This is a genomic window from Bradyrhizobium neotropicale (assembly GCF_001641695.1).
In the GTDB taxonomy this organism is placed as follows: Bacteria; Pseudomonadota; Alphaproteobacteria; order Rhizobiales; family Xanthobacteraceae; genus Bradyrhizobium; species Bradyrhizobium neotropicale.
Genome location: NZ_LSEF01000005.1, coordinates 1 through 14,354 on the forward strand (window position 1 = coordinate 1; position 14,354 = coordinate 14,354).

Annotated in this window: 12 protein-coding genes and 1 pseudogene; 4 read left to right on the top strand and 9 right to left on the bottom strand. The window is 60.5% G+C overall.

Going from position 1 to position 14,354, the window contains the following annotated elements; translation table 11 throughout:
• Nucleotides 1–17 precede the first annotated feature (17 nt).
• Nucleotides 18–781, bottom strand: a protein-coding gene (locus tag AXW67_RS39945; RefSeq protein ID WP_145927316.1) for an IS5 family transposase whose coding sequence is annotated in 2 segments (ribosomal slippage) — nt 18–443 and nt 446–781 — 762 coding nt in all. Because the reading frame shifts where the segments join, the coding sequence is not laid out codon by codon here.
• 156 nt (nt 782–937) lie between these two features.
• Here AXW67_RS39945 and AXW67_RS00320 point away from each other — a divergent pair.
• Nucleotides 938–5,890: a trifunctional serine/threonine-protein kinase/ATP-binding protein/sensor histidine kinase gene (locus tag AXW67_RS00320; RefSeq protein WP_145927321.1), complete on the top strand. Its 4,953-nt coding sequence runs from the start codon at nt 938–940 to the stop codon at nt 5,888–5,890.
• A 391-nt stretch (nt 5,891–6,281) separates the two neighbouring features.
• Here AXW67_RS00320 and AXW67_RS00325 read toward each other — a convergent pair whose 3' ends face one another.
• The 7 genes from AXW67_RS00325 to AXW67_RS00355 form a co-directional block, all read right to left on the bottom strand.
• Nucleotides 6,282–6,968: a YoaK family protein gene (locus AXW67_RS00325; protein ID WP_063675756.1), complete on the bottom strand. Its 687-nt coding sequence runs from the start codon at nt 6,966–6,968 to the stop codon at nt 6,282–6,284.
• Nucleotides 6,968–8,347, bottom strand: a complete 1,380-nt coding sequence (locus tag AXW67_RS00330) for an alginate export family protein (RefSeq protein WP_245315312.1) — start codon at nt 8,345–8,347, stop codon at nt 6,968–6,970. The genes AXW67_RS00325 and AXW67_RS00330 overlap by 1 nt, the downstream gene beginning before the upstream one ends.
• Nucleotides 8,348–8,452: 105 nt before the next feature.
• Nucleotides 8,453–9,301 carry a glyoxalase gene (locus AXW67_RS00335; RefSeq protein WP_430648689.1) on the bottom strand — a complete coding sequence of 283 codons (849 nt, stop codon included), beginning with the start codon at nt 9,299–9,301 and terminating at the stop codon, nt 8,453–8,455.
• A gap of 68 nt (nt 9,302–9,369) precedes the next feature.
• Nucleotides 9,370–9,795, bottom strand: a complete 426-nt coding sequence (locus AXW67_RS00340; RefSeq protein ID WP_063675759.1) for a DoxX family protein — start codon at nt 9,793–9,795, stop codon at nt 9,370–9,372.
• Nucleotide 9,796: 1 nt separating this feature from the next.
• On the bottom strand, nt 9,797–11,674 hold the full coding sequence (locus AXW67_RS00345; RefSeq protein WP_145927322.1) for an amidohydrolase: 1,878 nt from the start codon (nt 11,672–11,674) through the stop codon (nt 9,797–9,799).
• The gene (locus AXW67_RS00350; RefSeq protein WP_063675761.1) at nt 11,671–11,955 is read right to left on the bottom strand and encodes a XapX domain-containing protein; all 285 of its coding nucleotides are present in this window, start codon (nt 11,953–11,955) and stop codon (nt 11,671–11,673) included. Before AXW67_RS00350 ends, AXW67_RS00345 begins: the two co-directional genes overlap by 4 nt.
• A gap of 15 nt (nt 11,956–11,970) precedes the next feature.
• Complete coding sequence (locus AXW67_RS00355) at nt 11,971–12,615, bottom strand: hydrolase (protein ID WP_063675763.1); 645 nt, start codon at nt 12,613–12,615, stop codon at nt 11,971–11,973.
• Nucleotides 12,616–12,964: 349 nt separating this feature from the next.
• On the opposite strand from AXW67_RS00355, the pseudogene AXW67_RS41480 reads away from it, so the two are divergent.
• The 3 genes and pseudogenes from AXW67_RS41480 to AXW67_RS43550 all read left to right on the top strand — a co-directional run.
• Nucleotides 12,965–13,090: pseudogene (locus tag AXW67_RS41480) on the top strand (alpha/beta fold hydrolase); the annotation flags it as partial.
• A gap of 24 nt (nt 13,091–13,114) precedes the next feature.
• On the top strand, nt 13,115–13,456 hold the full coding sequence (locus AXW67_RS43545) for a cysteine hydrolase family protein (protein WP_245315313.1): 342 nt from the start codon (nt 13,115–13,117) through the stop codon (nt 13,454–13,456).
• A 23-nt stretch (nt 13,457–13,479) separates the two neighbouring features.
• Nucleotides 13,480–13,749 carry an isochorismatase family protein gene (locus AXW67_RS43550; RefSeq protein WP_245315314.1) on the top strand — a complete coding sequence of 90 codons (270 nt, stop codon included), beginning with the start codon at nt 13,480–13,482 and terminating at the stop codon, nt 13,747–13,749.
• Nucleotides 13,750–13,766: 17 nt separating this feature from the next.
• On the opposite strand, the gene AXW67_RS00365 is transcribed toward AXW67_RS43550, so the two are convergent.
• Nucleotides 13,767–14,354: helix-turn-helix domain-containing protein (locus AXW67_RS00365; RefSeq protein WP_063675764.1), on the bottom strand; the 588-nt coding region annotated here is incomplete at its 5' end.

A 14,354-nucleotide genomic window follows, 5' to 3' on the forward strand; every position in this document is an offset into this window, starting at 1 on the left:
CTAGGCGGTGTGGACACTTATCGCATCCATAGGACGATGGCAGCGAGAGTGACGACGGCTCGGTAATTTCGGGCGGTCTTTTCGAAGCGGGTAGCGACGCGGCGGAACTGCTTGAGTTTGGAGAAGCAGCATTCCACGAGATGGCGCTGGGCATAGAGATGTTTGTCGAGCGGATATTTGAGGGCGCGTGACGGGTTGTTGGGGATGACGGCGAGCGCCTTTTTGGCGGCGATGTCTTGGCGCAAATGATCGGCGTCATAGGCTGTATCGGCGATGACGACCTCGGCCGGCAGTCCCTCGATCAATGCGGCGGCCTGTGGTGCATCGCCCTTCTGGCCTGCGGTGAGCGTGAACCGTACAGGACACCCCAAGCCGCGAACGGCCATATGTATCTTCGTGCTCAGGCCGCCGCGCGAGCGGCCAAGCGCCTGATCTTCAGACCCCCTTTTTTCGCCCCGGCGGCGTGCTGATGCGCCCGGACGATGGTGGAATCGACGATCAGATATTCGAAGTCTGGATCATCAGACATCGCCTCGAAGATCCGCCACCAAACACCCTTGATGCTCCATCGACTGAAGCGCCGGAATACGCTGTTCCAGTCTCCGAACGCCTCCGGAAGGTCGCGCCAGGGAGAGCCTGTACGCACGATCCAGAGCACACCTTCCACGAACATCCGGTTGTCCCGCCCGGTCGAACCCTTCTGGTCGGGCCGGCCTATGATCAGCGGCGCCATGCGCTCCCAGGCCGCGTCGCTCAACACCAAACGATCCATCACACCCAAGGCCGCCTCCCAAAAAGAAGCCTTGAATCTGATTTGCTCTCAAAAGGGAATCCTTAGAGTCCACACCGCCTAGAGCTTGAACTCATCGAATCCACGAATGGCGTTGACTATTGTAAGGCGTTCGATTCCCGCTCGCACGCGCACTGGCGGATATCGGTGGCAAGGAACGCCATTCCGACCATGCGTCTCGAGCATGAATTCTCTTTCGTGGGCCTGCTGGAGCGCGACTGGGCAGACGTTCCGGCTGCCCTGGTGTCCACTGTCGAACGGACAGCGTTGATCTTTTCCGAACTCAGAGGACTGTCCTTCGATACCTTCATCCGTTTGGAGCATCGCCCATCCGTGGATGACTTTCTTCGAATTGCGGTCAGCGCTTCGTCGGTACTGGTAAAGCTTGGTGAGCGAGGGATCGTTCACTGCAATATCAAGCCGACCAACCTATTCTCGGACGCTGCCGGAAACGTTCGATTGCATTCATTTGGCTCGGCATTTGTAGCCGGTATGGCACCAAACGCCGGTGTGCCCTTGCAGTCCGCCGATTGCTTCCGTTACGCGGCACCGGAACAAGCACGCCGGCACGCCCCCTATTGCGACCACAGGAGCGATCTCTACTCGCTGGGCGCAGTGCTCTACGAGGTTGCGACCGGCGAGCCACCACTGAAGGCGCCTTCGACACAAGAATGGCTCCATGCCCATGTCGCCGTCGAAGCTGTTCGCCCGAGCACAATCAACACCGCCGTTCCGGGGGTCCTCGACGATATCATTACGAAGCTAATAGCCAAGGATCCCTTGGATCGCTACCAGAGCGCCCTAGCGCTTCATGCCGACCTCGTGCGATGCCAGGTCGAATGGTCGGCCACTCGCCGCATAGACCGCTTCCAATTGGGACGAGCCGACATTTCGTCTCATCGCGCCATTTCCCAGCACCTCGTCGGCCGCTCCGTCGAGCTAGGGCTATTGGTCAGCGCTCACAATCGCGTAGCCGACTCCGGCACCACAGAGATCGTATTGCTCTCGGGCGCACCTGGCGCCGGGAAAACTTCGCTTGTCGAACGGCTTGCCCAGATCGTGGGGCAATCCGGCACCCGCTTCGCATCCGGGAAGGGCGATTTGCTGCAATGCGCAATTCCTTACGCCCCGCTAATACAGGTTCTTCGCTCGCTCTTCACGCGACTTTTGAGCGAGAGCAACGACTCTCTGATTCAGGTACGGCAACGCCTCGTCGCGAGCCTTAAGGGATATGCCCCGATCCTGACTGAGTTCGTTCCGGAAGCCGAATTCGTGATCGACCGCTTCCCTCCTCTTCCTTCCGTCCCAACCGCGTTGGCTCAGGCGCGAATTCAGCGCGTGATCGCCCAAACGCTATCGGCGTTTTCGAAGAATGAGCAGTTGGTGATATTTTTTGACGATCTTCAGTGGGCGGACAAGCAGACCCTCGCCATCATATCCACCCTCGTCGATCAAATGCCGGCGAACATTCTCTTTATCGGCGCCTACCGGGACGCAGAAGCATCATCACCGGCACTAAAGGAGCTACTTTCGACCATCCGGATGGCTCCGATTTCGACAACCAATATTGAGGTTCACCCTCTAACTGTTGACGGTGTCGCGCGGCTGACCGCGAATATATTGAACAGTTCTGAGAGCGAGAGTAGCGACCTGGCCCAGATCATCCAAGCCAAGACCGGCGGCAACCCATTCCACGTCATCCAGCTGCTACAACAGTTGATCGACGATCGCACCATCGCATTCGATATCGACAACCAGCGTTGGGATTGGAACACCACCAAGACTACGTATGACGACAGCGTCATCTCCTTTATGGCGCGCCGCCTCGATACGCTTCCTTCGATGCAACGCAGGTTACTTTGCCAACTTGCATGCTTTGATGGACGATGCGACGAAGGCATGCTGGTGCAACTATCCGACCTTCAACCGCTCAGTCTCGAAGAAGCCCTCAAGCCGCTGTTAGAGGCCGGCTTTCTGACCAGGTCAGGCGCAACCTACGTAATTTCCCACGATCGAATTCTTGAAGCGGCGTACAGCTTGATTCCATTCTCTGATCGACCGCGCGAACACGCACGGATCGCAACACTCATGATCGGCGCCTATGGTGAATCCAACGCTGACGTGATTTTTGAGATCGCAAGTCAGATCGAGAGAGCAGCAACGGCTCCAATAGCCGATTCAGACAGGCTGCCGTTCGCGCGCACGCTTCTAGCTGCCGCTCGCCGAGCTGGTGGCACGGGAGCGGCAGAGCGGGCCGCAGACTATCTGGCAGCCGCGAAGACGATTGTGCGCCAAGATTTTCTGGCGAAGGATCGCGCGCTCGTTTTCGATGTAGCGTACCTAGACTGCAGATTTCTGGTAGCAGCCGGGTCGATCGAAGAAGCGTCACGAGCCATCGGACCTCTGTTCGCCTTGGCGGCCAATCCTGTCGATCAGGCCGATGTCTACCGTCTTAAGGCCATTATCCTCACGGTGCGCTCGGACTATGAAGGTGCTATCGACGCTGCCCTCAAGGGTCTTGAATTGCTTCGCATCGAATTGAAGCGGCATCCGACCTCTGCTGTCGTTGACGACGCCTTCACTCTCGTCCGAAAGAGCCTGATGACGGTGACGGCCGATCGTCTCGTCAGCCTGCCCCAGATCGAAGACCGGACGATACAGTCGGCAATGGCTCTCCTTTCGACGCTGAGCGCATCATTCTTCGTCGAAGGAGGCTTAAGTCTTCTACACACGGCGAAAATCGTCGAGCTCACCTTGCAGCACGGTGTTGCGCCGGAATCGAGTTACGGGCTGGCCTGGTTCGGTGTCTTCGCCGCCGGCCTTTATGGTGCCTATAGCGACGGCTTCGTCTACGCCGACCTCGCGGCGAGGCTCGTCGAGCGCGATGGTTTCGAGGTTCAGCGCACGGCTACGCTACTCGCGCTCGATCAGGTCAGTCCTTGGACACAGCCGCTGCGATTTGCTCTCACCAAGGCAACGGAGGCTCTCAAGGCTGCGTACGTCGCCGGCGACATAGGTATGACTTGCTATGCGCGAAATCACATCGCGTCGAACCTGATCGCTCTGGGCGAGCCCTTGTCCATAATCAGGGATGAGCTCGAGGACGGCATCGCAACCACACGAAAACTCGACTACAAAGACATAGAATATATCCTTCGCGCTCAGCTCTCGTTCGTCCAGGTCATGCAGGCAGGTTGGGACAGCGTGCCACCTCTTGCTGAACGTGATCGGGGACGCTCTTACTCAACTCGATTCTTCATCGCGTACTATCATGGCCTAGCGTCTTTCTTTTCTGGTAACCTCGCAGACGCGGACCGTCTCTTGAACGAAGCCATCGGACTGTCGTGGGCGGCACCGGCCCACATGGATGCTGCCTATTGTCGTCTCTTTCTGGCCATGACCATAGCTTGCACAGGCCACGAAAGTGACCAAGTCGCGACGCTTGATCGCCTCACCATGTCGCGTACTCAATTTTCCGCCTGGGCGGCGCTGAATCCTGCAACCTTCGGCAACAAGCTTCTCCTTATTGAGGCGGCGATCGCGCGGGTCAGGAACGATCCGATGACAGCCCTTGCGTTATACGAGCGTTCCGCGATCGAAGCCCACACAGCAGGTTTTCTTCACGAAGAGGCGCTTGCCTACGAGCTTGCCGGCAAACTCTGCCTGGCAGGGCAGCTGACACGTTCGGCTGAAAGTCACTTTCGCGCGTCTCGCGACTGCTACGACCGCTGGGGCGCTAAAGCGAAGGCCCGTGGGCTTGTGGATGCACATCCCCATCTGTTTGACCGACGTCCGGCAGCCACTGGAGAGCCAAGCGACCTGGGGCAGGCAGAACTCGACATTGCTGTTGTCATGAAGGCCGCTCAGGCGGTGTCCCAGGAAATCTTGCTTGATCGCGTCATCAAGGTGTTGATGACAGAGATGATCGTCCACGTTGGAGCGCGATTTGGTTTGTTGTTGCTTATGCATGATGATGCCCCGATCATCGAAGCCGCCGGCCAGGTCGTTGATAGCGAAGTCGAAGTCGTTCTTGGGACCTCGATTCCATCAAGGGACACCATTCCGGTCCCAATTCTAAACACCGTAGTGCGAACAAGGCAGGCCGTAGTGCTCTCCGACGCTCAGGCAGACAGCCCACACGATAAATCGGCTTGGCCAGCCAATCGCCGCGTTCGGTCGCTGATATGCCAGCCGCTCATCAAGAGCAGCGCGCTTGTCGGCGTTCTCTATTTGGAAAACAATCTCGCGCCGGGCGTTTTTACCCGCAATCGTACGGCTATTCTAGATGTGCTCGCACCGCAGGCCGCAATATCGCTAGATGCTGCGAGGCTCTACAAGCGGCTTGAGGAAGAGAACAGCAGACGAGCCCAGGCTGAGGTCGCACTGCGCCAGGCACGGAGCGATCTTGCTCGCAAGACACACCTTACCGTCTTGGGCGAGCTTGCCGCCTCAATCGCTCACGAGATCAATCAACCGCTATCCAGCATCGTATCGTATGCCGATGCGGGCCTGCGCTGGCTTGAACGGGATGTGCCGGACATTGGCGAAGCATTGGTCGGCATGAGGCAAGTTCGCGACGGCGCGATGCGCGCGGCGGGAATCGTCAAAGCCTTGCGTTCGCTTGCAAAGCAGACGACGCCAACGCCAGAAAAGATCGATCTGCATGACCTGATTAGGACGGTCATACTTCTAACCACGACCGAAATCGAGGCCAACGATGTCCGCATCGTTACGGAACTCCGGGCCAACCGGCACTGGATCCTGGCCGATGCTGTTCAGCTTCAGCAAGTCGTCCTCAATCTTATCACGAATGCCATCGATGCGATGGCTGAGCTTCCGCCCGAGCAGCGCGAATTGAACATTCGGTCGGACGATGACGGCGACAGCATCACGATCAGCGTGGAAGATCGCGGACGTGGCATCGAAGCCGACTCCCTGGAGTGCGTCTTCGAGCCCTTGTTCACGACCAAGGCAAGCGGAATGGGGATGGGGTTGGCGATCTGTAAATCTATCATCGAGGCTCATAATGGAAAGCTGAACGCGATTTCCAGCCCTGGCGTGGGCAGCACGTTCTTCTTTCGAATGGAAGGCTACGCGTAGAAATGTACGTCAACTGTTGCGGGAGACGCGAGAGCTAAGACCGCTGGGCGCCAGCAGCGAGAGCGCAACACACCAGTGACTTGACACTCGTCTACGTAGACAAGCAAATGGGATCTCCTCGACAATTCGAAGATCCGACCCTCGGAATTTGGGCTGGGCCGGTGAGGTAACTAAGGTCTGTGGAACCGGCCAAAACTCGCCGACCGCTGTTCTTCGGCTGAAGTTATTAGGAACAGCATACCAGACGAACGGCGCAAAGACTCTACATCTCTCCAAAATGCTCGACTAGGCGAAGGGGTCAAAATTGTAAGCCGCCATGAAAGCTGTCAGTCCGGCCGACGACCTCCGTGTCCAGTGAAACGAAAGCTTACCGGCTTGGGGGACGGCGAGATCACCGCTGAGCGGGCTCCGCGATCCGTGCGGCCAGTGAAAGAACGCCCACGATCGGCGGCAACGCGAAACACCAGACTCCTAAGCGCATGAACAGAAGAGCCGCTGCGCCACAGCCTAGCGCGAACACCAGGACGTTCACCGACATCTTGGTCAGTCGAGCACTCGCTTGGCTCTTTGCTTCTCCTGGAAGGATGACATCCGCGAGATCAATCATGATCTGCGTCGTCGTGCCGGTCATCAGCGTCGACGGTGGTGCGCTTCCGAGGTAGACGCGGTGTATTGCGTTCTGTACCGCCATGGCGGCGACAAGCACCATTCCCGTGAGGATGGCCTGCCAGCTATCGCCATCATGGAACGGACCGAATCTTATCGCGAGCGCAGCCCCCACGATCAAGAGCGCGATCTTCAAACCTAGCATCGTTTCAAAAACGGGACGCCAGTTAGAGAGCAGCGTGCCGAGAGGCCGTACTGAGATCACGACCGCGCAGAACACGGGCAGTGCCAGAAGCTTGGCTATGGCTCCGGACGTCCCGAGTGCCAGCGATGCGCCGAGCGTGACGAAGTTGCCGGTAACGTGGGCGGTGAAGAGCCCCTGCAGGCCGAGAAACCCGGCCGTGTCGACGTAGCCGGCGGTGAGGCTCAAGAGCGGCGGCAGCAACAGCCGGTTTTGTGTTTCAGTAGCCATCAGAGCGAATACTTCAGTTCGACGCCGACATAATCGCTGTCGTGCCCGCCTGCCTGCCGGATCGTGTCCCCGATCTTGTAGTGGACGGCTTCGATCGCACCGGTCAGATGGGCGTCGAACCGATAGTCCAGGCGCACCTGCGCGTAGGCTCCGGACCAGGCGCTGCCCTTCCCTGCGGTGCCGGCAACCGGAATGTTGGGCTGCACGTAGATCGCATCGGCAATCGTCTCGCGCCACTGAAAGCCGAGCGCACCCATGATCGAGAGGTTCGTAGCCGGCTTCACCGTGAGCGACGGCTTCACGTGGACGAGGTTCACGTAACCCGTGAAACCCGCGAGCGTGAAATAGTAGCCGTTCGGGAATAGCGGATTGAAGGTCCCGAGCACGTTGTCGCGGGGCTGGTGGTCGCCCGAGGCCGCATCGACCTGCATCCCCAGGCGCGGCTGCCACGTGATGCCGGCGAACGTGTAGCCGGCCCGGGCGCCGGTGGCCCAAGCTCGGATGTCCTTACCACCGATAACGCCGTTCTGACCCATCGCCTCGAGATCCCAATCGAATTGGTTGAGCTTCCCGGCGAACCTGACATCGAACACATTGCGCTTCTCGTCGCCGCTGGCGTCGAGGTAGTGGACGTTGTCCTTCTGGTAGAACGAGTAGTAGGCGGACAGTTCGTTGGTGCCGAGCACCTGCCGCTCGACACGCAGCGTGTGGAAGCGGAAATGGCTGTTCGAGGTGTCGTCGAACGGATGCTGGAAGTCGTACTGCACCGGCTGGCTGAGAAACCCGAGGAAGCGCCATGGTCCGCTCTCCCAATCCCCCCACACGGCATCGAAGGACTGGCGCACGTTCGCGCCTTCACGCGAAGACACGAAGCGTTGCAGGTCAAAGTCGAAGTCTTGCCGGCCGACGCGCGCCTTGAAGGTCCCCACTTGGGTCGCGTTGACGTAGGCCAGGAAGCCGAGCCGCATGTCGAGCGGATCCTGGTCAACAGGCGTGACAACGTTCTTGCCGAAGGCGCGGTCGTCCTCGACCTGCAGAAAGAGCTGCCAGTGTTCGTCTAGATGGAAGTCGGCATGGAATTGCAGGCGCTGAAGCAGGTACGCGTCGCTCCTGATCCCGCCGACACCGAACGCGGCTGCGTTCACGGCCTCGAACCGCTCCCGCAGCGTCATACCGAACGACACATAGCTCCTCGGATCGCCCGGCATGATCGGGATGTACTTGATGGGATCGAAGGCTTCTGTCCGCAGCGCCGGATCGGCGAGAGCCGACCAATCCTCCTGCCAGCGGTTGGTCTTGATCTCCGGACGGGCCGGCTTTTCGTCGGCCAGCGCCGAGGACGACGTGGCCAGGGAGCCGGGAGCGGCAAGGATGCTCATCGCCAAGACCGCGCCCGCTCTGCCTTGTCTCCTCGAAAACATATTCAGTCACTTGCTCCGGATCGGTTCAAGGTACGGGCTCTCGACGAGCACCGCAAATGGGACTTACTTCGCCGCCGCGTGGATCTCCGCGACGTAGCCGCCCGGGAACTGCACGATGGCCGAGTCCCGGCGATCCGAGGTGAAAGGCTGCACGAGAATTGTCGCCCCCGCTGCCGTTGCCTTCGCCAGCGTGTCCTTCAGGTCGGCAACCTCGTAGCCGGTGAGTTCGCGTCCATAGGGATATGGCAGGTGGCCGTCCGTGACCAATACGGTCATCTTGCCGAACGCGGATTCGATTCGGATGCGGCGGTACATGTCCTTGGGCCGGCCGATTTCGACGCCGGACGCCTTTGCGTCGTCTGAAACCACTTTCCCATGCGAGAAACGGACAAAGCTGCGCGTGAATGCGTCGGCCCGCTCAGGAGACACGTAGACCCTGTTCTCGGGGACGGTCGCGAACGCCGCATAGGACGGCTTGGTCGTGTGCCAGTAAAGCTGCATGTTGATGCCTCCCGGCCACTGGATCACCACGTCCCGGCCGATCGGATCCGGAAAGGTCGCCACCAGCACGTCCGCACCCGCATCCTTTGCAGCCTTGACCGCTTCATCCATGTCAGTGACGAGATAGCCCGTCCGCTCGGCGCCGAACGGATAGGGGATCGGCGTCTTGAATCCGAACAGAGAGACGGTGCCGACCGGCGTCTGAAGAAGTTGGGACGTCGTGCTGCTCGGCGTCGGCGTCACGGTGGCAACGACCTGTTTCGTGCTCTGCCCGCCGAAGGTGGCGAGGAAACTCGCCGCGAACTTGTCGACGTCTTCCGGCGCCACGTAAACGTGGGTCGTATCGTATTGCGCGCCGACGCCGAGTTGCGGTTGAGCCGCATCCTTCGCGACGGCGGCGGAAGCGCTCATCAGGAACGATGAAATCAGCAGGGTATTGATCAGAAGTCGTTTGCCAGACATGGAGAGCCTCGTTGCGTTCACGCGTCCTGCTTGCGCAGGGACAGGATGGAGACGAGCACCAGGCCCGCGATCAGGCCGAGGTGCTCGAAGAATGAGTTGACGGCCATGAAGCGGTCATGGCCGGTCTTCGTCCAAAAATCGTTCGCGGCGAACATGGCGACCGCGGTCAGGACGGCAAGTCCTCCCGCACCAAGCCAGACCCAGCGACCGAAGATCACCAGCGCGGAGCCGCCGAGTTCGACGATGATGGCCGCGGTGGCCCACAGCCACGCGGGCTGCAAACCAAAATGGGCCTGCTCCGCGACGGCTGCAGGGAAATCGGCAAGCTTCTGGACCCCGCCGATCAGGAAGGCCGAGCACAGCGCAACCTTCGAGACCGGCAGCAGCAGCGGCCATGACAGTATGGCCGCTATCCAGCCAGGGGTGTCGCGGTTCGCGCGCATCTCATACCGCCCAGCAGGCGCAGCCGAGCGCGCCCCAGAAGCTCTTGAGATCCGACACAGGCACCTTTCCCGACCACGCGCGCGCGTGGTCGTGACCATGCACACCGCAAAGGTTGGCGCAACCGCACGCCTGCATCGCGCGGGCACTGATCGCGTTGGCCTTGCCGTCCGATCCTACCCAGTTGCCGTACCCGCCGAAGCTGCGCACCGGCGACCAATCCGGCATCGCCGGCGGAGGCGGAGTGTCATCGAGCGACTTGAAAGCTCCGGCACTGTAGACGATGCGCCCGCCCACCACCGTGAGGTCGCTCGTCGTGTCGGCGATCTCGCTTTCGGCGCAGGAGAAGAAGTCTCTGTCAGGAACGATCAGATCGGCGAGCAGTCCGACCGCGATCCGGCCCTTCTTGCCCTCCTCGTTCGAGAACCAGGTGACGTTCTCCGTCCACATCCTCAGCGCCGTCTCGCGGTCGAGGCAGTTCCGCTGCGGATATAGCCGAAGTCCGCCGACCGTCATGCCGGTCACCAGCCAGGCCAGCGAAACCCAGGGATTGTAGGAGGCGACCCTCGTCGCGTCGGTGCCTGCGGAGATCTTCACTCCCTTGTCGATGATCTTCTTCACCGGCGGCGTCGCCTCGGCGGCGCCATAGCCATAGCGCTCGACGAAATACTCGCCTTGGTAGGCCATGCGGTGCTGCACGGCGATACCGCCGCCGAGCGCGGCGATGCGATCAATCGATGCGTCGGAGATCGTCTCGGCGTGGTCGAAGAACCAATGCAGACCATCCAGCGGAATCTCCTGGTTAACCTTCTCGAACACGTCGAGCGCGCGCGAGATGGTCTCATCGTAGGTTGCATGCAGCCGCCATGGCCACTTGTTCTGAGCCAGAATACGGACGACCTCATCGAGCTCGCCCTCCATCTCCGGCGGCATGTCCGGACGTGGCACGCGGAAATCCTCGAAATCGGCCGCCGAGAACACCAGCATCTCGCCGGCCCCATTGTGCCGGAAGTAGTCCGTGCCCTGCTTGTACTTCGATGACTGGGTCCAGTTCAGGAAATCCTGCTTCTCCCCCTTCGGCTTCTGGGTGAACAGATTGTAGGCGAGCCGGATCGTGAGCTGTCCCTCGTCGGAGAGCTTCTGGATGACCGCATAATCCTCCGGGTAGTTCTGGAAGCCGCCGCCGGCGTCGATGGCGCCCGTCACTCCCAGGCGATTCAGCTCGCGCATGAAGTGGCGGGTCGAATTGACCTGATATTCGAACGGGAGCTTTGGGCCTTTCGCCAGCGTCGCGTAGAGGATGTTGGCGTTGGGCTTGGCGAGCAGCAGACCGGTCGGATTGCCTTTCGCGTCGCGCATGATCTCGCCGCCCGGCGGCTCCGGGGTATCCTTGGTGTAGCCGACCGCGCGCAGGGCGGCGCCGTTCAAGATGGCGCGATCGTACAGATGCAGGATGAAGACAGGCGTGTCCGGTGCGACCGCGTTGAGCTCGTCGATGGTCGGCAGGCGCTTCTCGACGAACTGGTGTTCGGTGAATCCGCCGACGACGCGCACCCATTGCGGCGGCGGCGTGACGGCGACCTGCTTCTTCAACATGGCCATCGCGTCGGCGAGCGACCACATACCATCCCAGCGCAACTCCATGTTGAAGTTGAGCCCGCCGCGGATGATGTGAAGGTGGTTGTCGATCAGCCCGGGCAGGACGCGGCGACCTTTCAGATCGATGACCTTGGTCGAGGGCCCGGCCAGCTTCATCACCTCGCTGTCGTGGCCGACCGCAGTGAAGACGCCATCCTTGATGGCGACCGCGCTTGCGGTCGGGTTGGAACGGTCGAGCGTGGTGAAGAGGCCACGGTGGAAGATCGTATCAGGAGCGTTCATGATGCTTTCTCCGCGACGCTGGTGGTTTCCTTGGCCTCGCCGGCATGCCGACCCGGCAGCATGCCGAACATGTGAGGCGCGCACTTCGCCTGCCGCCATGCGGCGGCAAGGCCGTGACCCGCAACCATCTGCTTGGCGACCGGGACAATCTGCTCGCCGGCGAGAATGCCGAGCAGTCCGACCAGGGCCACCAGAGGGGGCGCGGGCGAGCGCACGTTGAGGAGACTGTAGATCACCCCGACGAGAACGCCCGCGCCGAGCGACAGGAGATAGATTTTCATGGGCAAGCCGGGACCTTACTTGGGTCCCGCCTCCGATGCGTGTTCGCCGAGCGCCCACTTCGAGAAGCGGACCTGGATGCCATAGGGCGAATGGGCACGCAGGATGTCCATCATGCCGTCGTAGGTTTCGGTACGAGCCCAATCCTGCTGCAATTCGAAGGCGTATTGCGCCGAGGTGATCGGAACGGCTCCCGCCTGGATCGCGCGTTCGATCGAGCGGTTGTGCGCCTCCACCGAGAGGTCGCCGCACGCGTCGGCCGGAATATAGATTTCGTATCCTTCCTTCAGCATGTCGAGCGTCGGGAACATCACGCAGGCTTCCGTCCAGAGGCCCGCGATGACGAACTTCTTGCGTCCAGTCGCGGCCACCGCCTTGCGGAAGTTGGCGTCGAGCCAGGAATTCATCGAGGTACGGTCGATGATGTCGTGTTTCGGGAAGAGTTCGGTGACCTCGGGCATGAACGGACCCGAGAACGAATCCTTGGCGACCGTCGTCAGCACGGTCGGGATCTTGAACAGCTTCGCCGCCTTCGCGAGAATCTGGATGTTGTTGAACACACCCAGGCGATCATGCGACTGGACGCCCTGATACATCGCCGGCTGGTAGTCGATGAGAGCGATCGCGCTGTTCTGGGGCGTAAGCATTTCCAATTTGGACATAACAGATCTCCTTGAGGGCGCCGGTCGCTCGGTCGAACGACACTCGTTGCGCTTCCCCGAGATGATGCATCCCAACCGGATTGAACGCTTGGAGAGCCTCGTCGCGATTTGGACGATGGCGCGGCTCCGATATCGGCGTTGCACGGGAGCCGATGTTCCACTGAGTGCATGGGTACATCCGCAGATCGACTGACCGCGTGGGACACCAGCGTCAAAGTCCAAAACCCGCTCATACCGTCCAAGCCAGGGCACCCTCTGTCCCAACATGATGAAGCAGCGCTCGGATAGAGCACGGCCGCTTGATCGGCCACATAGGGGTCGGCCATACCGGCCCAAAAAGGAGCATCCAATGGCTTTGCTGAAGCCGCGCGACGGGACGGAGCTGTATTTCAAGGATTGGGGCAGCGGCGAGCCGATCCGGTTCAGCCATGGTTGGCCGCTCAGCGCCGACGTGGATCTGCTCGAATTCCTGAATTCTTAAAACACGCGAGGTGACGAAATGACGGAAAATGCTCTCCATCTCCTCGAGGCGAAGGACTGTGCGCTTCTGCTGGTGGACCAACAGGCCGGACTTGCGTTCGGCGTGGGTTCCATCGACCGGCAGGTTCTTCTGAACAACGTGATTGCTTTGGCGAAGACGGCAACAGTCTTCGGTGTCCCGGTCATCGCCTCTACGTCGGCAACGAAGGTCTACAGCGGGCCTGTTATGCCAGCAGTCAGTTCGGTACTGCCCGGGATCGAGCCGATCGACAGACGCAGCATGAATGTTTGGGAGGATGACAAGGCACGCGGGGCATCCTTGCGACCAGCCGGCGACGCCTGGTTGTGTCCGGATTGCTGACGGAAGCATGCGTTACCTTCGCGGTGCTGTCCGCCATCTCGGCCGGTCTGGAGGTTTATGTGGTCGGAGACGCCTGCGGAGGCCTCACTGCGGCGAGTCACGATTTGGCACTTCGTCGCATGGAGGCAGCAGGAGCCCGACTGACGTCATGGATCCAGGTTCTGCTGGAGCTGCAGCGGGACTGGACTCGGCGCGAGACATATGACAGTGCGCGGGCGATAGTGGAATCCCATGCGGGAGGATACGGCGTCGGCCTGTCCTACGCTCGCGACATGATACACCCGGTGCAATGAGCACCTCCTCCGAAGGCTCACGCGTCCGATCGCGCCCGTCGCCAAGCGCCGGGACTGGCGCCGACGCTCCGGGAGAACACTCTCGTGAAATAGCTCTGGTCGCCAAATCCGCAGATCAGGGCAATATCCGCCAGGGGAAGCTTGGTTGTCGTCAACAAACGTTTGGCCTCATCCATCCGAAGGCGGGAGAGATACTCGTGCGGGGCGATGCCCGCGCTGCGCCTGAACGAACGAGCGAAGTGGCTCGGCGTCAGCCTGCACTCTGCCGCAACATCGGCTATCGTGAGGCGACTCGCGAGCCGCGCACGCATGATCTCCTTGGCGCGGCGCTCCTGCCAAGGCGCCAACCCGCCTTCCAGGGCGCCATCGTACGTGCGTAGACCTCCATAGGTCTGCGCGAAATGGGCAAGCAAGCTCAGCCCGATCTGGTCCACGAAAAGCTGGTTCGTCGTCCGATCTTCCTCGATTGCACTCAGCAGAAGGCTCGAGATCGTGGATAGGCAGGGGTCGCGCCGATCTCGGCTCCATCTGAGCGTTTCAACAGGCTTGGCGTCATGCTCGCGAGCAAAGTCATCCAGCGCGCGACGCGGGACATAATATTGAAG